The 21,659-nt window shown below is 60.5% G+C and carries 24 protein-coding genes and 4 tRNA genes; 10 read left to right on the forward strand and 18 right to left on the reverse strand.

Features of this window, described 5'->3' with window-relative positions; genetic code table 11:
* Positions 1–285: 285 nt before the first annotated feature.
* The 4 genes from DKB71_RS23020 to DKB71_RS23035 form a co-directional block, all read right to left on the reverse strand.
* A tRNA-His gene (locus DKB71_RS23020) sits at positions 286–361 on the reverse strand.
* A gap of 78 nt (positions 362–439) precedes the next feature.
* A tRNA-Leu gene (locus tag DKB71_RS23025) sits at positions 440–524 on the reverse strand.
* 57 nt (positions 525–581) lie between these two features.
* Positions 582–657 (reverse strand) — tRNA-His (locus DKB71_RS23030).
* A gap of 32 nt (positions 658–689) precedes the next feature.
* Positions 690–766: transfer RNA gene (locus DKB71_RS23035), tRNA-Arg, on the reverse strand.
* Positions 767–1,041: 275 nt separating this feature from the next.
* Between DKB71_RS23035 and folD the strand changes: the two genes are divergently transcribed.
* Together folD and pbpG are read left to right on the forward strand one after the other, a co-directional pair.
* A complete protein-coding gene (folD, locus tag DKB71_RS23040) occupies positions 1,042–1,896 on the forward strand; it encodes a bifunctional methylenetetrahydrofolate dehydrogenase/methenyltetrahydrofolate cyclohydrolase FolD (protein WP_274074629.1) in 855 nt (284 codons plus the stop codon).
* 237 nt (positions 1,897–2,133) lie between these two features.
* Complete coding sequence (pbpG, locus tag DKB71_RS23045) at positions 2,134–3,072, forward strand: D-alanyl-D-alanine endopeptidase (protein ID WP_408597645.1); 939 nt, start codon at positions 2,134–2,136, stop codon at positions 3,070–3,072.
* 56 nt (positions 3,073–3,128) lie between these two features.
* On the opposite strand, the gene DKB71_RS23050 is transcribed toward pbpG, so the two are convergent.
* From DKB71_RS23050 to DKB71_RS23060, 3 genes are all read right to left on the reverse strand, one after another.
* Entirely contained in the window at positions 3,129–3,344 is a 216-nt protein-coding gene (locus DKB71_RS23050) for a hypothetical protein (protein WP_274074627.1), read from the reverse strand.
* Between the two features lie 19 nt (positions 3,345–3,363).
* Positions 3,364–3,570, reverse strand: coding sequence for a DUF6021 family protein (locus DKB71_RS23055; protein ID WP_274074626.1), 207 nt, complete (start codon positions 3,568–3,570; stop codon positions 3,364–3,366).
* Between the two features lie 87 nt (positions 3,571–3,657).
* Positions 3,658–4,386 (reverse strand): peptidase C39 family protein, encoded by a 729-nt coding sequence (locus DKB71_RS23060; protein ID WP_408597648.1) that lies wholly within the window; start codon positions 4,384–4,386, stop codon positions 3,658–3,660.
* Positions 4,387–4,565: 179 nt separating this feature from the next.
* Here DKB71_RS23060 and DKB71_RS23065 point away from each other — a divergent pair, with 179 nt between their 5' ends.
* A complete protein-coding gene (locus DKB71_RS23065; RefSeq protein WP_408601186.1) occupies positions 4,566–4,715 on the forward strand; it encodes a hypothetical protein in 150 nt (49 codons plus the stop codon).
* Between the two features lie 117 nt (positions 4,716–4,832).
* Here the strand turns inward: DKB71_RS23065 and DKB71_RS23070 are convergent, their stop codons facing one another.
* Both DKB71_RS23070 and DKB71_RS23075 read right to left on the reverse strand, forming a co-directional pair.
* On the reverse strand, positions 4,833–5,582 hold the full coding sequence (locus DKB71_RS23070; RefSeq protein ID WP_274074624.1) for a TerC family protein: 750 nt from the start codon (positions 5,580–5,582) through the stop codon (positions 4,833–4,835).
* 29 nt (positions 5,583–5,611) lie between these two features.
* Positions 5,612–5,854, reverse strand: coding sequence for a hypothetical protein (locus tag DKB71_RS23075; RefSeq protein WP_274074623.1), 243 nt, complete (start codon positions 5,852–5,854; stop codon positions 5,612–5,614).
* 135 nt (positions 5,855–5,989) lie between these two features.
* Between DKB71_RS23075 and nhaR the strand changes: the two genes are divergently transcribed.
* Positions 5,990–6,889 (forward strand): transcriptional activator NhaR, encoded by a 900-nt coding sequence (gene nhaR, locus DKB71_RS23080; protein ID WP_274074622.1) that lies wholly within the window; start codon positions 5,990–5,992, stop codon positions 6,887–6,889.
* Between the two features lie 4 nt (positions 6,890–6,893).
* On the opposite strand, the gene DKB71_RS23085 is transcribed toward nhaR, so the two are convergent.
* Positions 6,894–8,048: an MFS transporter gene (locus tag DKB71_RS23085; protein WP_274074621.1), complete on the reverse strand. Its 1,155-nt coding sequence runs from the start codon at positions 8,046–8,048 to the stop codon at positions 6,894–6,896.
* A gap of 328 nt (positions 8,049–8,376) precedes the next feature.
* On the opposite strand from DKB71_RS23085, the gene sstT reads away from it, so the two are divergent.
* Positions 8,377–9,609, forward strand: coding sequence for a serine/threonine transporter SstT (sstT, locus tag DKB71_RS23090; RefSeq protein WP_408597651.1), 1,233 nt, complete (start codon positions 8,377–8,379; stop codon positions 9,607–9,609).
* 141 nt (positions 9,610–9,750) lie between these two features.
* On the opposite strand, the gene DKB71_RS23095 is transcribed toward sstT, so the two are convergent.
* The 3 genes from DKB71_RS23095 to DKB71_RS23105 all read right to left on the reverse strand — a co-directional run bounded on the left by DKB71_RS23095 (position 9,751) and on the right by DKB71_RS23105 (position 12,699).
* Positions 9,751–10,260, reverse strand: coding sequence for a DUF1993 family protein (locus DKB71_RS23095; protein WP_408597653.1), 510 nt, complete (start codon positions 10,258–10,260; stop codon positions 9,751–9,753).
* Between the two features lie 76 nt (positions 10,261–10,336).
* Positions 10,337–11,530: an acyl-CoA dehydrogenase family protein gene (locus DKB71_RS23100; RefSeq protein WP_408597655.1), complete on the reverse strand. Its 1,194-nt coding sequence runs from the start codon at positions 11,528–11,530 to the stop codon at positions 10,337–10,339.
* Positions 11,527–12,699 carry an acyl-CoA dehydrogenase family protein gene (locus DKB71_RS23105; RefSeq protein ID WP_408597657.1) on the reverse strand — a complete coding sequence of 391 codons (1,173 nt, stop codon included), beginning with the start codon at positions 12,697–12,699 and terminating at the stop codon, positions 11,527–11,529. Before DKB71_RS23105 ends, DKB71_RS23100 begins: the two co-directional genes overlap by 4 nt.
* 172 nt (positions 12,700–12,871) lie before the next feature.
* Here DKB71_RS23105 and DKB71_RS23110 point away from each other — a divergent pair, with 172 nt between their 5' ends.
* Positions 12,872–13,519, forward strand: coding sequence for a DUF480 domain-containing protein (locus DKB71_RS23110; RefSeq protein WP_323609190.1), 648 nt, complete (start codon positions 12,872–12,874; stop codon positions 13,517–13,519).
* A 9-nt stretch (positions 13,520–13,528) separates the two neighbouring features.
* Here the strand turns inward: DKB71_RS23110 and DKB71_RS23115 are convergent, their stop codons facing one another.
* Positions 13,529–14,356, reverse strand: coding sequence for a shikimate 5-dehydrogenase (locus DKB71_RS23115; RefSeq protein ID WP_408597660.1), 828 nt, complete (start codon positions 14,354–14,356; stop codon positions 13,529–13,531).
* A gap of 244 nt (positions 14,357–14,600) precedes the next feature.
* On the opposite strand from DKB71_RS23115, the gene DKB71_RS23120 reads away from it, so the two are divergent.
* The 3 genes from DKB71_RS23120 to DKB71_RS23130 all read left to right on the forward strand — a co-directional run bounded on the left by DKB71_RS23120 (position 14,601) and on the right by DKB71_RS23130 (position 15,741).
* On the forward strand, positions 14,601–14,987 hold the full coding sequence (locus tag DKB71_RS23120; RefSeq protein WP_274074614.1) for a hypothetical protein: 387 nt from the start codon (positions 14,601–14,603) through the stop codon (positions 14,985–14,987).
* 252 nt (positions 14,988–15,239) lie between these two features.
* Positions 15,240–15,434: a hypothetical protein gene (locus tag DKB71_RS23125; RefSeq protein ID WP_274074613.1), complete on the forward strand. Its 195-nt coding sequence runs from the start codon at positions 15,240–15,242 to the stop codon at positions 15,432–15,434.
* Positions 15,435–15,549: 115 nt separating this feature from the next.
* Positions 15,550–15,741, forward strand: a complete 192-nt coding sequence (locus DKB71_RS23130) for a hypothetical protein (RefSeq protein WP_274074796.1) — start codon at positions 15,550–15,552, stop codon at positions 15,739–15,741.
* On the opposite strand, the gene DKB71_RS23135 is transcribed toward DKB71_RS23130, so the two are convergent.
* The 3 genes from DKB71_RS23135 to DKB71_RS23145 form a co-directional block, all read right to left on the reverse strand.
* Entirely contained in the window at positions 15,738–16,796 is a 1,059-nt protein-coding gene (locus DKB71_RS23135; RefSeq protein ID WP_274074612.1) for an AI-2E family transporter, read from the reverse strand. The genes DKB71_RS23130 and DKB71_RS23135 overlap by 4 nt on opposite strands.
* A 197-nt stretch (positions 16,797–16,993) precedes the next feature.
* Positions 16,994–18,802 (reverse strand): sodium-extruding oxaloacetate decarboxylase subunit alpha, encoded by a 1,809-nt coding sequence (oadA, locus tag DKB71_RS23140; protein ID WP_274074611.1) that lies wholly within the window; start codon positions 18,800–18,802, stop codon positions 16,994–16,996.
* Between the two features lie 11 nt (positions 18,803–18,813).
* Entirely contained in the window at positions 18,814–20,229 is a 1,416-nt protein-coding gene (locus DKB71_RS23145; protein WP_046817975.1) for an acetyl-CoA carboxylase biotin carboxylase subunit, read from the reverse strand.
* A gap of 188 nt (positions 20,230–20,417) precedes the next feature.
* On the opposite strand from DKB71_RS23145, the gene DKB71_RS23150 reads away from it, so the two are divergent.
* A complete protein-coding gene (locus DKB71_RS23150) occupies positions 20,418–21,380 on the forward strand; it encodes a LysR family transcriptional regulator (protein ID WP_274074610.1) in 963 nt (320 codons plus the stop codon).
* On the opposite strand, the gene DKB71_RS23155 is transcribed toward DKB71_RS23150, so the two are convergent.
* A complete protein-coding gene (locus tag DKB71_RS23155) occupies positions 21,322–21,531 on the reverse strand; it encodes a PA3496 family putative envelope integrity protein (protein WP_274074609.1) in 210 nt (69 codons plus the stop codon). The genes DKB71_RS23150 and DKB71_RS23155 overlap by 59 nt on opposite strands.
* Positions 21,532–21,659 lie beyond the last annotated feature (128 nt).

A 21,659-nucleotide genomic window follows, 5' to 3' on the forward strand; every position in this document is an offset into this window, starting at 1 on the left:
ACGCAGCAGGCAATTTATAGGTGCGAATGCACGAATGCACCTCGCCCCGATGGCAAATACAATCAATCACGCCAGGGCTCTGCGCCAACCTTTCTATATATAGAGGAGGTCGCCAATCATCTCCCTGGCAGCCGATCTCGCAAGCAAGGCCGGCGGGCAACACGGCATCATCGCGAAACATAAAAACGACGAAACGCCCTGCCCTTGCGACCCGGTACCTGCGGTCGCTGAATCTGCTGAAACAAAAAAGGCGCCAGACTATTAATCTGGCGCCTTTTCGAAATATGGGGTGGACGATGGGGATCGAACCCACGACAACGGGAGTCACAATCCCGTGCTCTACCAACTGAGCTACGCCCACCATATTGCGTAACAAAGAAGCCAAATCACTTCTTTGTTGAACCTCAACCAGGCCAGGCGGCATGGATGAAGTCTTGTTTGGTGCGGATGAAGAGACTCGAACTCTTACGCCTCGCGGCGCTGGAACCTAAATCCAGTGTGTCTACCAATTCCACCACATCCGCGGGATGAAGCCTTTAAAGCAAAGGCGCCAGACTGTTAATCTGGCGCCCTTCGAAATATGGGGTGGACGATGGGGATCGAACCCACGACAACGGGAGTCACAATCCCGTGCTCTACCAACTGAGCTACGCCCACCATATCGCGTTACTTGTGCCAAAGCTGCCTAATGGCGCACCCGGCAGGACTCGAACCTGCGACCATCCGCTTAGAAGGCGGATGCTCTATCCAGCTGAGCTACGGGCGCCTTGTTAATCTGTACTCTTGGAGGACTACAAACTAAGTGCTTTTCAGTCTTGCAGAACCGTAATCCCGCTCAACCTTCTCAACCAGTGCTAGGCTGTGCCCGACAAGTGCGACGAATAGTATAGAGCCCCCCGCAGGTCGTCAAATCCTTTTTGAAAAAAATTCATTTAATTAAAGGGGTTAGCGGAATTTGCAGACCAAGCGCCTTTGCCCTCACCGCATGACATGCGAGAATGCGCTCTCTTTTTTTCCCCTCTCGATGGTTAATCACGCGCAATGACTGCACAACTTATCGACGGCAAATCGATCGCCGCCAGCCTGCGCCAGCAGATCGCCCAACGCGTCAACGAGCGTCGCCAGCAAGGTCTGCGCACGCCGGGCCTCGCGGTGATCCTGGTCGGCAGCGATCCTGCCTCTCAGGTTTATGTCTCGCACAAGCGTAAAGACTGTGAAGAGGTCGGCTTCCTGTCCCAGGCCTATGACCTGCCTTCCGACACCACCCAGCAAGCGCTGGCCGACCTGATCGATCGCCTCAATGACGATCCGGCGATTGACGGCGTCCTGCTTCAGCTTCCCCTGCCGGAACACCTGGATGCCTCCAAATTGCTGGAACGCATTCGCCCGGATAAAGACGTCGATGGTTTCCACCCTTATAACGTCGGCCGCCTGGCCCAGCGCATCCCGCTGCTGCGTCCCTGCACCCCGAAAGGGATCATGACGCTGCTGGAAAGCACCGGCGCCGATCTCTACGGGATGAACGCGGTGGTGGTCGGCGCTTCCAATATCGTCGGACGCCCGATGGCGATGGAACTGTTGCTGGCCGGTTGCACCGTGACCGTCACCCACCGCTTCACCAAGGACCTGGCCGGTCACGTCGGCCGTGCCGACCTGGTGGTCGTCGCCGCCGGCAAGCCGGGCCTGGTAAAAGGTGAGTGGATCAAGGAAGGCGCGATCGTGATCGACGTTGGCATCAACCGCCAGGAAGACGGCAAGCTGGTGGGTGACGTGATCTACGAAACCGCCCTGCCCCGTGCCGGCTGGATCACGCCGGTGCCGGGCGGCGTCGGCCCGATGACCCGCGCCTGCCTGCTGGAAAACACCCTGTACGCCGCTGAAGCCCTGCACAGCTGAGGCGCAGGTAGAGGCAACCAGCGACACAAGGAACCCCGCCAATGGCGGGGTTCTTTTTTGCCCGCGGAACGGGATGACCATCCGCCGGAAAATGACGTTTTTTTCACGTTTCGAGGGTCTTTCACTCTGCCCTCGAACAACCATCGACAGTTATTCAGCCATACTCCAGAATGTCGCGCTTTTCGGGAAATAGCCCGTTACAAAACGGCTTATCAACACTTTATTGAGTCTGCCAGCGTGAAAATCCGTCTTTCCATCCTGAGCCTATTTTTTGCAGTTACAGGGACTTTCCTCACGCCAATCGCCAGTGCCGACGAGACCACCGCAGCGCCGCGGGATACCAAGTCACTCAAGCTCGCTTCCGGCAGCTCCTTGCTGCTGGACATGCAGACCAACAAAGTCATCTATGCCAGCAACCCGGACGTCGTCGTCCCCATCGCTTCGGTCAGCAAACTGATGACCGGCCTGGTCGTGGTTGAAGCCCGGCAGAACATGGACGAATACATCAACATCGACATCAGCGACACGCCGGAAATGAAAGGTGTGTACTCCCGGGTAAAACTCAGGAGCGAACTGCCGCGTCGGGAAATGCTGCTGATTGCCCTGATGTCCTCGGAAAACCGGGCCGCCGCCAGCCTGGCCCATCACTATCCAGGCGGCTATGCCGCGTTCATTGCCGCGATGAACGCCAAGGCCCGGGCCCTGGGCATGACCAACACCCATTTCGTCGAGCCGACCGGTCTCTCCGCGCGCAACGTATCGACCGCGCGCGACCTGAGCAAACTGTTGATCGCCGCGCACAAATACCCGTTGCTGACCGAGCTGAGCACCACCAAGGAAAAAACCGTCACCTTTCGTAAACCCGTCTATAGCCTGGGTTTCCGCAATACCGACCATCTGGTGCGCAAGCCGGACTGGGACATCCAGCTGACCAAGACCGGTTTCACCAACGCAGCAGGCCACTGCCTGGTGCTGGTGACCCGGATGAGCAACCGTCCGGTTGCCCTGGTGCTGCTCGACGCTTATGGCAAATACACGCACTTTGCCGATGCCGCGCGCATCCGCAATTGGGTTGAAACCGGCAAGAGCGCTGCCGTGGCTTCCGCCGCTTTACAGTACAAATCGGACAAGAACCTCAAGCAGCGCCAGAGTGGCGTGGTTGAAGCTTCGAAGTAAGCCGGCTGCTACAGCAGACAAAAGCCCCGATCAATCGGGGCTTTTTTCGTCCGCGATTAATCGTTGGGCAGTGGCATCTGGTCGTCATCCGGAATGCCATCACCCTTGCTTGGGTCGTGCCATCCCTGCGGATGCTCGGTGGGTACCACCGTTGGCCGCGCCAGCGGATCGCGCATCGGACTCTCCGGATCCATCACCGGGTCGATGTCCTGCTCAGGAGTGGTCGGTACGGTTTCCGGACGCTTGTCGTTGAAACTCGAATCGGTAGACATACGCACCTCCAGGAGGCAATCAGGGTTTCAGGTCACCGAGTGGATCGTAGGGTTTGGCCGGCGCCTTGGAATTGTCATCCGGCTTTACGTCCCTCGGTGCCTTGGCCGGCCCGATGGGATCGACCGCCGGGTCAGCGAGGTCCGGGGAGTCGGGATCAAAGTCCAACTCATCGCCGGACGAATGCTCGGACGAGTGAGGACCGTCGGGGGTATTGGAATGGGCCATGGCGCCTCCTGAGGGCCCGGGAAAATCCGGGCCTTCCCTATAAGAGGCTGGCAATGGGCGCAGGTGCCCGGCGGGTGACGAACGGGCCTACTGCGCGCCCAGCGCTTTTTTCGCCTTGGCGGCAGCCTGTTCCTGGCCTGCCTGGGCGAGATCGCTGGCGGCCTTGAGCCAGCGTTGCTGATCGACCTGGGCAGGCAGTTGGGTCGGATTCTGGATCAACACCGCCCATCCACCGGCATCCTTGAATGCCGATTCGAACGAGCCGAAGCTCATCATCAACCGCTGATCCATGCCTGCGCGCAGCAAGACGGTCTGCTTCTGCCGGTTGTAGCCGGTCAAAATCGCGTAACGCGGCTCGGCCCACAGCGCCGAGCCTTCAGTGAAGCGCACCATCACCGGGTACCCGGCCGCGACCTGGGTCAGCAAGGCCGGCAGGCTGCTGTCGAGGGGATAGACCACCATCCCGTATTCGCGGGCGAGGTTCTGCATGTTCTGTTGCAACTGGGCTTCGGCGCCCGGCAAGCGCAGCGGTTTATCGAGGAGCCCCGGGGTAATCACGATGCCCTGCTGCGACAGCATGCTCGCCAAAACCTGCGGCCCGCTTTGGTTCGCCACCCCCTTGTAGAACCGCCCGCTGAGTTCGACCCGCTCCGGCAGGCGCTGGATCTGCGGCGCAACGCTTCCCGCGCATCCCCCCAGACTGGCAACGCACCCGACAATCAGCGCCGCCGATAGCATTCGAGAAATCACTCGCACCATCATCACTCTCTTGATCAGTTGCCTGGCAATCGCATTCCCGGCTTGGCCGTCGATCATAGGATGCCGCACCGCAGCGGTATAGCCTTAACCGGCAGTTGTTTGCATTCGATAGAGCAAACTGGTTGGTGATAGGCGACCTTTGGTCAATAGCCTGAAACACGCCAGCGACTAGACTGTCACTTGGATAGTGAGTGTGCCCGCTGCAGGGCAAAGAGGAGGCCTGGATGAGCCTGGCAATGACAATTGTAATGCTGATTTCCGGCTGGCTGGCGGTGGCCGCCGCCATGTTGTGGGGCGTCCTGCGCATTACCCGCCGGCACCATCACAATCCGGTTCAGCCAACGGAAACCACCAAGCCCCCCCGCAGTCACGCCAACGCCCACTGACACCCTATAAAAACACTGCCCTTAGGAGCTGCCGCAGGCTGCGATCTTTGATCTTGAAAAATCAAAGTCAAAAGATCGCAGCCTGCGGCAGCTCCTACAGGGGCGTCAGCGTGTCAGTCAGGCCTCAGAAGCAACCCGCTTCTGCCTTGCCCGCCGGGACATCATGTTCAACACCTCGATCGCTGCCGAGAACGCCATCGCGGCATACACGTAGCCCTTCGGTACGTGGGCGCCAAAACCTTCGGCGATCAGCGTCATGCCGATCATGATCAGGAAGCCCAGGGCCAACATCACGACCGTCGGGTTGTCATTGATGAACTTGGCCAGGGGATCCGCCGCCAGCAACATCACCAGCACCGACACCACCACGGCAATGATCATGATCGGCAAGTGCTCGGTCATGCCGACAGCGGTGATGATGCTGTCGATGGAGAACACCATGTCCAGCATCAGGATCTGGCCGATCGCCGCGGCGAAGCCCAGGGTTACGGTCGAAGTAGCCGACTTCGGATCTTCCGGCGCCGGGTCCATGCTGTGATGGATCTCGGTGGTGGCTTTCCACAACAGGAACAGGCCGCCGGCGATCAGGATCATGTCCTTCCAGGAAAACGCATGGCCGAGAATCTCGATCACCGGCGAAGTCAGCTGAACGATGAACGCGATGGTGCTGAGCAAGCCCAGGCGCAGGATCAGCGCCATGCCGATACCGATGCGCCGCGCCTTCTGCCGATGCTGCTCGGGCAGTTTGTTGGTCAGGATCGAAATGAAGATCAGGTTATCGATGCCGAGCACGATTTCCATCACCACAAGGGTGGCCAGGGCGACCCAGGCAGTGGGGCTGGCGGCTAGCTGTAAAAGGTATTCCATGGGTCAGTCCTGACTCGTTGTAAGACGGTTTAGATTTCCTGGGAGGAAGATTCGGATTTTTCCGCCTCTTTTTCCGATGATTCTTTTTTGCTGATCAGCCCGCCGGTGGCTTCGCTGAGCGCTTGCTCGGCGGCTTTGTGCGTATCGTCGATCGCCTGCTTCGCGCTTTCGGCAGCCGCACCCATCAACTGCTGGGCACTTTTTTCCGCCTGGTCGCAACCGGCCAGAACCAGTAAAGACGTGATCAGCAGCGCCGTCGCTTTTAGTTTCATATGATTTTCCTCGATATAACGAACGCGGCCGAAACGATGGCCCGTTGATAGCGAGGGATTCTAGGGAAATGAATACTTCAGGAAAATTCGTATTTTTAGCGGTTATACTTCGGTTTTTACGAACCGTTGATTCCCATGCTCAACTATCGGCAATTGCATTACTTCTGGGTGGTCGCCAAGACAGGCAGCATCGTGCGCGCCTGCGAGCAACTGAACCTGACGCCACAAACCATCAGCGGGCAGATATCGCTGCTCGAACAGACCTATGGCATTGAGCTGTTCCGTCGGGTTGGTCGGCAGCTTGAGCTGACGGAGGCCGGGCGACAGACCCTGACCTACGCCGAGCAGATGTTTCAGCTGGGGGGCGAACTGGAATTGATGTTGCGGGCGCAGCCCAACGAGCAGCAGATCCTGTTTCGCGTGGGCGTGGCCGACGTGGTGCCCAAGTCCATCGTCTACCGCCTGATCGCGCCGACCATGGAATTGAATGAGCCGCTGCGCATCACCTGCCGCGAAGACAAGCTTGAGCGGCTGCTGGCCGACCTGGCCATCCAGCGCCTCGACCTGGTGATATCCGACAGCCCGATGCCATCGCACCTGGACATCAAGGGCTACAGCCAGAAACTTGGCGAATGCGGGATAAGTTTTTTTGCCACCGCCGAATTGGCCGCGCGTTACGGTCAGGATTTTCCCCGCGGCCTGCACGGCGCGCCCCTGCTGATACCCGGGCCGGAAACCGTGGTGCGCAGCCGCTTGCAACGCTGGTTCGCCGAGCAGCAGATCCAGCCGCAGATCGTCGGCGAGTTCGACGACAGTGCCTTGATGCAGGCTTTCGGCCAGTCCGGCAGCGGTATTTTCATCGGCCCGAGCGTGATTGCCGACGAAGTGAAACGCCAATACGGCGTGCAGGTGATTGGCCAGACCGACGCAGTCAGCGAGTCGTTCTACGCCATTTCGGTGGAGCGCAAGGTCAAGCACCCTGGCATTGTCGCCATTACCGAAGGTGCCCGACGCGAGTTGTTTACCGAACTGTGACGCCTCAGGCGCAAACTTCGCGGGGTTTGAACGTCATCAGGGCAATCGCCAGCAGGACCGAGGCGAGGATAAGCGCGGCCGCCGCGAAGCCAAGACCCTGCAGCCCTACGCGGTCAATCACCGACCCGCCGATCATCGCGCCCAGGCCAATGCCCAGGTTGGCGCCGGCAATGTTCAGCGAAGCGGCGAACGCTGGCGCTTCCGGAGCGGCTTTCATCAAGCGCACGTGACTGACCAGGAACATCGCCGCCTGGGTCACGCCCCAGATGCCCATCGCCGCCGCCAGACCGAGGGGCGAATGAATGTTCGGCACCAGGGCCACCAGGCCGGCAATCATCAACGCACAGAACATCATCGACGCCATCAGCGGGTGACGATCCACCGCACGCCCGCCCAGCGAGTTGCCGATCAACCCGACCGCGCCGAAGCCCATCAGGCACCAGCCGACCACAGTGCCGTTGAACCCGGCCAGGCGCTCGAGGATGTCGGCCAGGTAAGTGTAGGCCGTGAACATGCCGCTGAATACCACCACCGACAGCAACACATGCCCCAGCATCAGCGGGCTGCGCAGGATCTTGAACTGCGAAAGGAAGCTCACCTGATGCTGGTGCAGGTTGGTTTTCGGCAGGTAGATAAACAGCAGCAGCGCCTTGGCAAACGCGATGACCGCCAGGATGGCGAACGCACTTCGCCAGCCGAACGCATCGGAAATCAACGTACCTACTGGAATGCCGAATACCGTGGCGCAGACAATGCCGAAGCCGATCTTGGCGATGGCGCGGCCGGCGTATTCCGGCCCGACGATGTCCACCGCAGTCTCGCTGGCCAGGGCCCAGAACACCGGCAACCCCAGCGCCGGGACCAGCCGGGCAAACGCCATCACCCAGATGTTCGGCGCCAGCGCCGCCAGGGTGTTGGCCAGGCCGAACAGGATCAGCACCGAGATGAACAGCTTGCGCCGCTCGAAGCGGGCGAAATACGCCGTGAGGAACGGCCCGAAGGCGGCGACGGTGAAGGCGAACAGGGTGACCAGCAGGCCGGCTTGCGGGATGCTGACGTCCAGGTCCCGGGCGATGGCCGGCAACAGGCCGACGATGACAAATTCCGTGGTCAGCACCGTAAAACCGGCGGCTGACAACAGAAGAATGGGCAACAGCATGCACAACTCCAGAAAAACGACGACACCAGCGATAGCCCGAAGGCCCACTGGCAGAGATGAAATGAGGATGGCGAATGTTAACAGAGTGATAACGGATGCGGTTGCACGAACCTGCAAATTGCATTGCGTAGCCGAGCGGCAGTTCGTCACAGGTCTGAAGGATCGTGCCTACGCTGTGATAAAGTCCGCGCCCTGCAAAACGTAACACCCTGTGTTCATCGATCTTTCATGACGTCGATGGCGCGACCTTCTTCGGTTTCCTGCCTGTGGTCTGCCCCGCAGCAGCGGCGAAACCTTGCACTTATAAAAAAATACGAGATGCCGTTTTATGACCGCTTCATCCCCTTCTCTATTGCAACGCCTGAAACACCTGAGCCTGGTCACGCAAATCGTGATCGGCCTGGTCGCCGGTATTGCCCTGGCCCTGTTCGCGCCTGAAACGGCGAAGTCCACCGCATTTATCGGCAAAGTGTTCGTCAGCGCGCTGAAAGCGGTCGCGCCGATCCTGGTGTTCGTGCTGGTCATGGCGTCGATCGCCAACCACAAGCACGGCCAGGAAACCCACATCCGGCCGATCCTGTTCCTGTACCTGCTGGGGACTTTCGCCGCCGCCGTGGTCGCGGTGGTTGCCAGCATGATGTTCCCTTCCAGCCTGGTGCTGTCGGCCCACGACGTTGCGGTGACCGCACCGGGCGGCATCGGTGAAGTGTTGCAAAGCCTGCTGCTGAGCGTGGTCGACAATCCGGTCAGCGCCCTGATGAACGCCAACTTCATCGGCATCCTGGCGTGGGCCATCGGCATGGGCATCGCCATTCGCCATGCCGGCAACACCACCCGCGAAGTGCTGGGCGACCTGTCCAATGGCGTGACCGTGATCGTGCGCCTGGTGATCAGCTTCGCCCCGCTGGGGATCTTCGGCCTGGTGGCCTCGACCCTGGCCACCTCCGGTTTCGGCGCCTTGATCGGCTACGCGCATCTGCTGGCCGTGCTTCTGGGCTGCATGCTGTTCGTGGCGCTGGTGATGAACCCGCTCATCGTGTTCTGGAAACTGCGCAGTAATCCGTATCCACTGGTGCTGACCTGCCTGCGCGAAAGCGGCATCACCGCGTTCTTCACCCGCAGCTCGGCGGCGAACATTCCGGTCAACCTGGAGTTGAGCAAGCGCCTGGGCCTGCACGAAGACACCTACTCGGTGTCGATCCCGCTGGGCGCCACCATCAACATGGCCGGTGCTGCGATCACCATCACCGTGCTGAGCCTGGCGGCCGTGCACACCCTGGGCATCGCCGTGGACATCCCGACCGCCATTCTGCTGAGCGTGGTGGCGGCCATCTGCGCCTGTGGCGCGTCGGGCGTGGCGGGTGGTTCGTTGCTGCTGATCCCGCTGGCGTGCAGCCTGTTTGGCATCCCGAGCGAAATCGCCATGCAGGTGGTGGCGGTCGGTTTCATCATCGGCGTGTTGCAGGACTCGGCGGAAACCGCGCTGAATTCGTCCACTGATGTGCTGTTCACCGCGGCGGCTTGCCTGGGTGAAGAACAGAAGGCTGAGCGTCTGGCCTGACACATCCCCCAGAGCCCGGCTTGCCGGCGAAGGCGTACTTCAGATCGCCTTCGCCGGCAAGCCGGGCTCCTACAGAAAGCAGAACGCAAAAAAAGCCCGCCAAGGCGCAAACCTGGGCGGGCTTTTTTGTACCTGGACGGTTTAGAACGCGCCCATGTAGTCGCGCTTGCCCACTTCCACGCCGTTATGACGCAGCAGCGCATAAGTGGTGGTGACGTGGAAGAAGAACTGCGGCAAGCCGTAGGTCAGCAGGTAAGCCTGGCCGGAGAAACGCTTCTCTTTCGGCGTGCCTGGACGGGTCACGATCTCGATGCCTTCCTTGCCATTGATCTGCTCAGGCGAGAACTCGCCGATGTAGGCCAGGACCTTGGCGATCAGCGCTTGCAGCTCGGCGAAGGTGGTTTCGGTGTCTTCGTACTTCGGCACTTCAACTTCGGCCAGACGCGAAGAAACGCCCTTGGCGAAATCAACGGCGATCTGCACCTGACGCACCAGCGGGAACATGTCCGGGTACAGACGGGCCTGCAGGAAGGCGTTCGGGTCGATGTTCTTGGCGGTAGCGTGGGCTTCGGCCTTGTTCAGCACATCGCTCAGGGCGTTGAGCATTTGTTTGAAAACAGGGACGGAAGCGTCGTACAGGGAAATGGTCATGGCAGTCTCGTGTGATGACAGGAGGAAAACGTCGGCCGATTATAGCCGTGCGCCGCCCTCCCGGAACGGCTCTTTTTCATTTGCCTGGGCGCGGCTCTTTGGGCATGCCCAAGGCACGCTCGGCGATGATGTTGCGCTGGATTTCGTTGCTGCCGCCGTACAGGGTGTCGGCGCGGCTGAACAGGTACAGCGACTGCAGGCGGGTCAGTTGATAAGGCGCGGCTTCGAGCAATTCCGCCTCGGCGCCGAGCACGTCCATCGCCAACTTTCCGAGGCTGGCGTGCCAGGTCGACCAGAACAGTTTGTAGATGGTCGCCTCCTTGCGCAGCGAACCGTCCTGGCTACCCGAGAGCATGCGCAGCGAGTTGTAGCGCATGATCCGCAGCCCGCTCCAGGCCTCGGCCAGGCGCTGGCGCAGGATGGGATCGCGAGAAGCGCCATTGGCCTTGGCGATGGCGATGATCTCGTTGAGCTCGTTCTGGAACTGCATCTGCTGGCCGAGGGTCGACACACCGCGCTCGAAGCCGAGCAACGCCATGGCGATTTTCCAGCCATCGCCCGGTGCGCCGATGATGTTGGCGGCGTCGGTAAGGGCGTCGTCGAAGAACACTTCATTGAACTCCGAGGTGCCGGTCAGTTGCTCGATGGGCCGCACGGTAATTGCCGCCTGGGCCATCGGCACCAGCAGGAAGGACAAACCGCGATGGCCGACGCTGCCCGGTTCGGTGCGGGCGATGACAAAGCACCAGTCCGACTCATGGGCCAGGGAGGTCCAGACTTTCTGCCCGTTGATCACCCACTGCCCCGTCGCTTCATCCAGCGTCGCGCGGGTCTTGACGTTGGCCAGGTCGGAACCGGCGCCCGGTTCCGAGTAACCCTGGCACCAGAACGAACGGCCGCTGACGATGCCCGGCAAAAAGCGCTGTTGCTGTTCGACTGTGCCGAACGCAGCGATGGTCGGCCCGGCCAGGCCTTCACCGATGTGGCCCATGCGTCCGGGCCCGCCGGCGCGGGCGTACTCTTCGTGGAAGATCACCTGTTGGGTGATCGACAACCCACGCCCGCCATGCTCCGGCGCCCAGCCGACACAGGTCCAGCCACCTTCGGCGAGTTTGCGTTCCCAGGCTTTGCGCTCTTCGGGAAACATGTGCTCGTCGCCCGGCCCTCCGCGAAAACGCAGGGGCTCGAATTCGCCGCATAGGTTGTTGCTCATCCAATCGGCGACTTCCTGGCGAAAGTGCTCGTCCTGCTCGCTGAAACTGATTTTCATGGCTGCTCTCCCAGAATCACCGAAGCAATGCGCTCGCGATGCCAGGCCGGTAGCCCGAGAAAGCTCTCGCTGGCGCGGGCGCGCTTGAAGTAGAGGTGCGGGTCGTATTCCCAGGTGAAACCGACGCCGCCATGCAACTGGATCGACTCGGATGCGCAGTGGAAAAAGGTTTCCGAGCATTGGGCCTTGGCCAACGCAGCCGCCAGTGGCAGTTCGGACGCTACCTGCGGATCACCCTGCGGATCCAGGACTTCCTGGGCCACGCACGCCGCGTAATAGCTGGCGGACCGCGCGCATTCGACTTGCAGCATCATGTCGGCGGCGCGGTGCTTGAGGGCCTGGAAACTGGCGATGGGGCGACCGAACTGCTGGCGTTCCTGCATATAGGCCACGCTGAGGTCGAGCACCTGCTGCGAGCCGCCGGTCTGCTCGGCAGCCAAGGCGATGCAGGCCAGTTGCAGGACTCGCTCCAGGTGCGACCAGCCGTTGCCGAATTCACCCAGCAGGCAATCGGATTCGAGGTACAGGTCCTTGAGTTCGATTCGTGCCTGGCGCCGGGTCTGGTCCATGGTCGCCAACATTTGCCGTTCGATGCCTGCCCGCGTGGCGTCAACAGCGAACAGGCTGATGCCCGCGGTGCCGGTCGATCCGGGTTGCCGTGCGGCAATGATCAACAGGTCGGCGCCATCGCCGTCCAGCACATGCTTGAGCGTGCCGTCGAGAACAAAGCCGGCACCCTCCGCCACTGCCGCGGCCTGGATATCGTCGGCCGACCAGCCATTGGTACTGCTGAACGCCAGGGTCGCGGTCACGCTGCCGTCGGCGATCGACGGCAACCATCGCTGCTTCTGCTCATCATTGGCGGCCAGCAACAGCGCCGGCGTGGCCATGCAGGCGGTGGCGAAAAACGGCGAGCACAGCAAGCGCCGGCCCATCTGCTCCAGCAGAATTGCCAATTCGACATAACCGAGGCCGAGGCCGCCATAGGCCTCTGGAATATGAATCGCCGGCCAGCACATTTCCTGGCATAACCGCTGCCAGAGGGCTTCGTCGAAACCCCGGTCGCTGACCATCGCCGCGCGCACGGCGGCGGAATCCGATACATCGGCGAGGAAACCCTCGGCCGACTCGCGGATCATTTCCTGTTCGTCGCTGAATGCAAACTCCATCGCGGCGCCTTCTGCTCGTTTAGCGGGGCGCGCGTGGCGCAACACCCCTTTGAGCATGAAGTTTGGCGCCGCCCGGACGCGACAGAATCGTCAGCCTTGCCTAGTCCGAACAGGCGATGTCAAAGTGCGCCTACGCAAGTGAAAAACATGAATCGGCTAAGGATGCAGAACCATGAGCACTGAGCAAGAGACGACTTTCGACGAGCCGCGGCTCAACACTACGGAAATCCGCATTCTGGGCTCCCTGATCGAAAAACAGGCCACCAGTCCGGAAACCTATCCCCTGACCCTCAATGCCCTGGTGATCGCCTGCAACCAGAAAACCAGCCGCGAGCCGGTGATGAACCTCACCCAGGGCCAGGTCGGCCAGAGCCTGCGCGCCCTCGAAGGGCGCGGCTTCACCCGACTGGTGATGGGCAGCCGCGCCGATCGCTGGGAGCACAAGGTTGACAAGGCACTGGAACTGGTGCCAGCGCAGGTGATCCTGACCGGGCTGTTGTTTTTAAGGGGGCCGCAGACGGTCAACGAACTGCTGACCCGCAGCGGGCGCATGCATGATTTCGAGGATGCCGAGCAGGTCGTGCATCAGCTCGAACGCCTGATTGCCCGCGGCCTGGCCGTGCTGATCCCGCGTCAGGCCGGCCAGCGTGAAGATCGTTATACCCACGCGCTGGGTGATCCGGCGGATATCGAAGCGATTCTCGCGGCACGGCAAAATGCGCCGGAGCGCGGTGCTGGCGGCGCTGTGTCGGTTGAGCGAATCGAAGAGCTCGAAGCGCGAATCGCCGCGTTGGAAGAGCGTTTGGCACGCCTTGAGTAAAAGCTTGAATCAATAGGCAAGGCTGCTGCGAGCAAACTCCACGGCCTTTTCAAACTGCTCATCGGTCGGGCGCACGCCGGTATAGAGCACAAATTGCTCCAGTGCCTGGATCGCAATCACTTCGAGCCCGGTGATGACATGCTTGCCCTCGGCACGCGCGCGCAGGATCAGCGGGGTTTCCGCAGGAACCGCGACAACATCGAAGACGATATCCGCGGCAGTGATGACCTCGGCATCGAACGCCAGCTGATCGGCTTGCGGGCCGGTCATGCCGATGGGCGTGACGTTGATGAGCATTTGCGGGCGCCGGTCACCCAGCTCGGCTTGCCAGGGGTAGCCCAACGACTTGGCCAACGCCTGGCCGGCGCGTTCGTTGCGGGCCACGATCAGGCCATTTTTGTAACCGCCATCGCGCAAGGCGCTGGCCACCGCCTTGGCCATGCCGCCACTGCCCAGCAGGGCAAATGAGGTGTCCTTGGGCACCTGGTGGGTCTCCAGCAACTGGGCTATGGCGATGTAGTCGGTGTTGAAGGCCTTGAGATGGCCGTCGGTATTGACGATGGTATTGATCGACTGGATGGCCGCAGCAGAAGGGTCCAGTTCGTCGACCAGGGCAATGCAGGCTTCCTTGAACGGCATCGATACGCCGCAACCACGAATACCCAGGGCGCGGATGCCGCCAACGGCGCCCGGCAAGTCCTGGCTCGAGAACGCCTTGTAATAGAAATTAAGCCCCAGTTGCTCATACAGATGATTGTGAAATCGCAGGCCAAAGTTCCCGGGCCGTCCGGAGAGGGACATGCACAGCTGGGTGTCTCTGTTGGGGTTCATCTGCATGAGAATCTCCTTGCATTGCACTTTCGGATGGACGGGATTAGCCAGTCCATCGGGTTCTGATCAATCATGGTCGCACGCCTTGATCGACGCCGCGCGAGCGTAAGTTCGCCGACACAGACCTTACACAAAATTTACCTGGCAGCTGTGCTGATTTTCAAAAAAAAGCTGTCTTAGAAGTATCCCCGCGACATTCCTTGAGTCTATGGCAGACGCAAGCGCCGGGTCGAAGAACCGAGGAATCATCATGATTCGTAGAATCCCCACAGTGGCCTTGCTGATCGGCGCCCTGGCTGTCGCAGGGCAAGCAGAGGCGCATGGCGGCGGTGGTGGCTGGGAAGGACCGGCGGTGTTTGGCGCGATCGTCGGCTCGGCCATCGTTGGCTCGGCAATCATCAACAGCAACCGGCCTGTGTATGTAGCGCCGCAACCGGTCTACGCGCAGCCGGTTTACGCTCAACCGCAACCGGTGTACATGGCGCCACCTCCACCGGTCTACTACCAGCCCGCACCGGTATATGTGGGGCAACCCATCTACTATCGCCCGGCGCCGGTCTACTACGGTCCACCGCGTGGCTACTATGGCCCGCCTCGTGGCTATTACGGCCCTCCCCACGGTTACGGCCGCTGGTAACCGCGGGTTTTCTGTAGGAGCGAGCTTGCTCCGGGCGGCGTTCCGACGATGGGCGTGAACGATGACACGCGCTCCAGTGTTCACCAAAGCGTCGTCGCAACGCCGCCCGCAGCGAACTCGCGCTCGTAATTTACCGTTCGTCGTCACAGGTCTGGAAAAATCCTGTCGGTGTCGCTATCGGGACAGTCTCGACCGTTGATGTTGGCAAGATGGGTTCGTACCTGTACGGCCGATAACAACAAGGACGAGCTCATGCCCACACAAAACCCGCACCGCATCAATGGCCTGTGTACCTCCAGCAAGGTCTACAACGCCCTGACCGAACTCAAGCACCTGGAAGGCCATCGCAGCGCCAAATTCCTTTCACTGCTGACCCAGAACCTGGTGCGCAAAGGCCTGCTCAACGAGCAGGAAGTGGTGCATATGCTCGATCAGGTGGTCGACTGAGCGCCAGCCGCCTGGCAGACCTCACTAGCATCAATGACCACTATTGAAAGCGTTGATTGTTCCTCGAGACGCCCGGACCGTAAGGTGACTTCACAGATTAGTGGAGGTCCTTATGATGTCTCAGGTTCAGATCATGTCCGTTATCGGCAGCGCCGTTCCCGCACCGCTCAGAGCGCTTGGCTTGCTCGCCTGCTGGTACCTGGTCCAGGACGGCGAACAGATCAGCGGCCCGCTCACCTCGCTGCCCGACGCCCAGGCGTTGTCCCAGCGAATCGGCACGGGACAGGCAGGCAAGCTCAGTGCCTAAGGCAGCTGGACCCGCGGTTTGGTCTCGATGAAAATGGCCCAGCTCGACATGAACAGGGCCGCGATCAACGGGCCGATGACAAATCCGTTGAGACCGAACAGCGCCAGGCCACCCAGGGTCGAGATCAGGATCATGTAGTCCGGCATCTTCGTGTCCTTGCCCACCAGGATCGGTCGCAGGACGTTGTCCACCAGGCCAATCACGAACACCCCGAACAATCCCAGCACCACGCCCTGCCAGACCTCGCCGGTCAGCAGGAAAAACGCCGCCACGGGAGCCCAGACAATCCCTGCCCCGATCGCCGGCAACAACGACAGAAACGCCATCAACACCGCCCAGACCAGTGCGCTGGGAATGTCCAGGAACCAGAAAATCAAACCGCCCAATGCGCCCTGGGTGATTGCCACCAGCAGGTTGCCCTTCACCGTGGCCCGCACCACGCGATTGAACTTGAGCTGCAGACGGCGCTTCTGGTGTTCCTGCAACGGCACGGCCATGCGCACCTTGCGAGCAAGTTCGGCCCCGTCGCGCAGGAAGAAGAACAGCAGGTAGAGCATGATGAAAAAGCTGACAATGAACTGGAACGTGCCCTGGCCAAGACTGAACACCTGATTCGTCACCTCGCCACCGGCCATCGCGCTCTTGACGATTTTCTCCCGCAGCCCGTTCAACTCACCCACGCCGAACCGATCAAGCAAATGCTGGAAATACGGTGGCAGGTTGTGCTTGAACTGCGACACATAGCCGGCAATGTCCAGCTCACCGCTCTCGACGCTCTTGTACAGCGCCGCGCCTTCCTGAACCAGCAGCATGCTGATGATGATCACCGGCAGAATCGCGATCACCAGACAGATGCTCAAGGTGCACAGCGACGTCAGGTTGCGCTGCCAGCCGAACTTCAGTTGCAACCGGCGCTGCATCGGCGCAAAGACAATCCCCAGGATCACCGCCCAGAACACCGCACCGTAGAACGGTAGCAGGATCCAGATGAACGCAATGCTCACCAACACCAGCAAAACCGCCAGCGATTTATCTTTCAGCGTCTCTTCGTTCATGTCCGATCCATGTCAGTTCACCGGCACGCAACGTTGTGCCCTGATGGTTAGGCCACTACGGCGCGCGCGAGTGCCGTGCGCTTGGTGAAAAAGCATGGCAAGGGAGCTGTCGAAGAGACAGTCGTCAAATTCCAGGCAAAAAAAAAGGGGAGCACATGCCCCCCCGAGGTTTAAAGCGTTGTATCGCGGCTGTTAACTCAGCCTTCAATCTCGATCAGGATCTCGCCCGGGTTCACCCGGTCGCCCTTGGCCACGTGGATGGCGGTGACTTTGCCGGCGATGGCGGCCTGGACTTCGGTTTCCATCTTCATCGCTTCGGTGATCAGCACAGCCTGGCCCGCCTTGACGGTGTCGCCCTCCTTGACCAGCACATCGACGATGTTGCCTGGCATGGTGGTGCTGACGTGGCCCGGGGCCGACGCCTGCTTGCGTTTGCTGCTGCCGCCGCTGACGAATTCATTGAGCGGTTCGAACACCACTTCTTCCGGCATGCCGTCGATGGACAGGTAGAAGTGGCGCTTGCCTTCAGCCTTGACGCCAACACCGGTGATGTCGACGCGGTAGGTTTCGCCGTGGACGTCGATGACGAACTCGGTCGGCACGCCTTCACCGCCGGCCGAGGCGACGCCACCGGCTTCAGGAATCGGCAGCAGCACTTCAGGGGTCAGGGTGCCTGCTGCACGCTCTTCAAGGAACTTGCGCCCGATGTCCGGGAACATGGCGTAGGTCAGTACGTCTTCTTCAGACTTGGCCAGGGCTCCGATATCGGCGCGCAGCTTGGCCATTTCCGGCTTGAGCAGGTCGGCCGGACGCACGTCGATCACTTCCTCGCTACCGATGGCCTGGCGACGCAGTTGCTCGTTCACCGGGGCTGGCGCCTTGCCGTAACCACCTTGCAAGTAAAGCTTCACTTCGTTGGTGATGGTCTTGTAGCGCTCGCCGGCCAGCACGTTGAAAAACGCCTGGGTGCCGACGATCTGCGAAGTCGGGGTCACCAGTGGCGGGAAGCCGAGGTCTTCACGAACCCGCGGGATCTCTGCCAGCACTTCACCCATGCGGTTCAGGGCGCCCTGCTCTTTCAACTGGTTGGCCAGGTTGGAAATCATCCCGCCCGGTACCTGGTTGACTTGAACGCGGGTATCGACGGCGGTGAATTCGCTTTCGAACTGGTGGTACTTCTTGCGCACGGCGTAGAAGTACAGGCCGATTTCCTGCAGCAGCTCCAGGTTCAGGCCGGTGTCGAACTCGGTGCCCTTGAGCGCAGCAACCATCGACTCGGTGCCCGGGTGGCTGGTGCCCGAGGCGAAGCTGGAGATCGCGGTGTCGATGTGGTCGGCGCCGTTTTCGATGGCCTTGAGCTGGCACATGGTCGCCAGGCCGGCGGTGTCATGGGAGTGAATGAACACGGGCAGCGACTGTTCGGCTTTCAACGCCCGCACCAGCTCGCCGGTGGCGTACGGGGTCAGCAGGCCGGCCATGTCCTTGATCGCCACCGAGTCGCAACCCATGGCTTCCATTTGCTTGGCCTGTGCCACGAACGCATCGATGGTGTGCACCGGGCTGGTGGTGTAGGCGATGGTGCCCTGGGCGTGCTTGCCGGCGGCTTTCACCGCTTCGATGGCCACGCGCAGGTTACGCACGTCGTTCATGGCGTCGAAGATGCGGAACACGTCGATGCCGTTGACCGCTGCCTTGGCGACGAAGGCCCTGACCACGTCGTCGCTGTAGTGGCGATAACCCAGCAGGTTCTGGCCACGCAAGAGCATTTGCAGGCGGGTGTTAGGCAACGCGGCGCGCAGCTGGCGCAGACGCTCCCACGGATCTTCCTTGAGGAAACGTACGCAGGCGTCAAACGTCGCGCCGCCCCAGCATTCCAGCGACCAGTAGCCAACCTTGTCGAGCTTGTCGCAGATCGGCAGCATGTCTTCGGTGCGCATGCGGGTCGCGAGCAGCGATTGGTGGGCGTCGCGCAGGATGGTGTCGGTTACATGAATCTTCTTGCTCATTGTTCTATTCCTCACAGGCCTGCGTGGGCGGCGATGGCGGCGGCGATGGCCAGGGCCAGCTCTTCGGGTTTGCGCTTGATCGAGTAGTTGGTCAGTTCAGGGTGGCTTTCGACGAAGCTTGTATTGAACTGGCCGCTACGGAATTCCGGGTTACGCAGGATTTCCTGGTAGTAGGCGGCGGTGGTCTTGACGCCTTGCACACGCATGTCGTCCAGCGCGCGCAGGCCACGGTCCATCGCTTCTTCCCAGGTCAGCGCCCATACCACCAGTTTCAGGCACATGGAATCGTAGAACGGTGGAATGGTGTAGCCGGTGTAGATCGCCGTGTCGGTACGTACGCCCGGACCGCCGGGTGCGTAGTAACGGGTGATCTTGCCGAAGCTTGGCAGGAAATTGTTTTTCGGGTCTTCGGCGTTGATCCGGAACTGCAGGGCGAAACCGCGGTGCTGGATGTCTTCCTGTTTCACCGAGAGCGGCAGGCCGGACGCAATGCGGATCTGCTCGCGGACGATGTCGATGCCGGTGATTTCTTCGGTGATGGTGTGTTCCACCTGCACCCGGGTGTTCATTTCCATGAAGTACACCTCGCCCTCGGCGAGCAGGAACTCCACGGTACCGGCGTTCTCGTAACCCACGGCCTTGGCTGCACGCACCGACAGGTCGCCGATGTAGGCGCGCTGTTCCGGGGTCAGTTGCGGGCTCGGGGCGATTTCGATGAGTTTCTGGTTGCGGCGCTGGATCGAGCAATCACGCTCGAACAGGTGCACCACGTTGCCAAAGCTGTCGCCGAGGATCTGCGCTTCGATGTGCTTGGGATTGACGATGCACTTTTCCAGGAACACTTCCGCGGAACCGAACGCCTTGGTGGCTTCGGAAATGACTCGCGGGAATGCCTGTTCGAGTTCTTCACGGCTGTTGCAGCGACGGATACCGCGACCGCCACCACCGGAAGTGGCCTTGAGCATCACCGGGTAACCGATGCGGTCGCCTTCGGTCAGGGCTTCTTCAATACCAGCGACGTTGCCTTCGGTACCCGGCGTGACCGGAACACCTGCCTTGATCATGCTGCGGCGAGCTTCGGTCTTGTCACCCATGCGGCGAATGACTTCAGCCGATGGACCGATGAACTTGATCCCGCGTTCGGCGCAGATGTCTGCCAGTTCGGCGTTTTCCGAGAGGAAACCGTAGCCTGGGTGCAAGGCATCGCAACCGGTTTCCACAGCCAGGTTCACCAGCTTGCGCGGGTTGAGGTAACCGGCCAGTGGCTCGGCACCAATACTGTGGGCCTCATCCGCACGCTTGACATGCAGGGCATGGCGATCGGCGTCGGAATAGATCGCGACCGAGCGAATGCCCATTTCGGCACAAGCGCGTACGATTCGTACGGCAATCTCACCACGGTTGGCGATCAGGATCTTTTTTATCACTTGGAGTTTCCCTTGATCCGGTGGTACCCACGACCTGTTGACAGGTCGACGCGTGACCAAATGTTTCAGTTTGGTCGCAACGCCACACTAGCGCTCACAAGGGATTAACAAAAATGAATAATTATTGGGTCATGCATAAGTAAAGACTTATAGTTGACACATTCGCCAGTGGCCAGAGTGTGCAAAAAATGCGTAAGTCCTTGATGCGTATGACATTGCGTCAGTTGCAAATCTTCAACGAGGTCTGCGACCTGAGGTCCTACAGCCGCGCAGCCGACGAAATGTCACTCACGCAACCAGCCGTCAGCCTGCAGATTCGTCAACTTGAAGAGCTGGTGGGCCAGCCGCTGTTCGATTATGTCGGCAAAAAACTCTACATGACCGAAGCGGCGGAAGCCTTGCAACGTGCGAGCCGGGACATCTTCGGTCGCCTGGAAAACCTCGACATGCAGCTGTCGGACATGCAGGGCTCGCTGCAAGGCCAACTGAAACTGGCGGTGGAATCCAGCGCCAAGTATTTCGTACCGCACCTGTTTGCCGCCTTCAAGCGCCAGCATCCGGAAGTAAACCTGCAGCTGACGGTGGTCAATCGCGCCCAGGTGATCCGGCGACTGTCGGACAACCGCGACGACCTGGTGATCATGTCCATGGTACCGCAGGACATGGGGCTGGAGTTCCTGCCGTTCCTGAACAACCCGATCGTTGCGGTCGCACCGCCGGACCATCCGCTGTGCCACCTGGGGCCATTGCGCCTGCAGGATCTTGAGCCTTACACCCTGCTGATGCGCGAGGTCGGGTCGGGAACGCGAATGGCCTGCGAGGAATACTTCAAGGAAAAGCGCGTGCACTTCAACCAGACCCAGGAGGTTTCTTCAGCCGAAGCCCAGCGTGAATGCGTGCTGGCGGGTCTGGGCGTGGCACTGTTGACGCGCCACGCCCTGAACCTTGAGTTGGCCACCGGCGGCCTGATCGAGTTGCCGATCGAGGAACTGCCGCTCTACCGCAGCTGGTGCCTGGTACAGGCCAAGGCCAAACGCCTGTCACCGGTGGCTCACGCTTTCCTTGCGTTCATTCGTAGCGAAAGGATTCAGATCAGCGCGCTGGTTGAGCGCTTCGACGGGAAGTTGTCGGCGCCGCCTGCCAGTAATTGAGTTCCAGTTCAGCAAAATCGGCAATCTCGGCGAGAAGCTGGCGCTGTTCGCAGCGATCTTCGATTGCACGGCGGAACGCCATGCGGCGCTGGTCTTCCTGCTGACGACGGGTTTTGACGGCGCTGTTGCGTTCTTCGTAGGGCTGGGCCATTTCGAGTCTCCCAAGTCGAGTACGGGAGTTTCAAGATAGGCGCGAGGGATGACGGTTTGGCGGCGAGCGGGTTACAGGAACATGAAATTCAAAAGATCGCAGCCTGCGGCAGCTCCTACAGAGATTTG

The sequence above is a fragment of the Pseudomonas sp. PLMAX genome, assembly GCF_046042685.1.
Taxonomy (GTDB): domain Bacteria; phylum Pseudomonadota; class Gammaproteobacteria; order Pseudomonadales; family Pseudomonadaceae; genus Aquipseudomonas; species Aquipseudomonas putida_AE.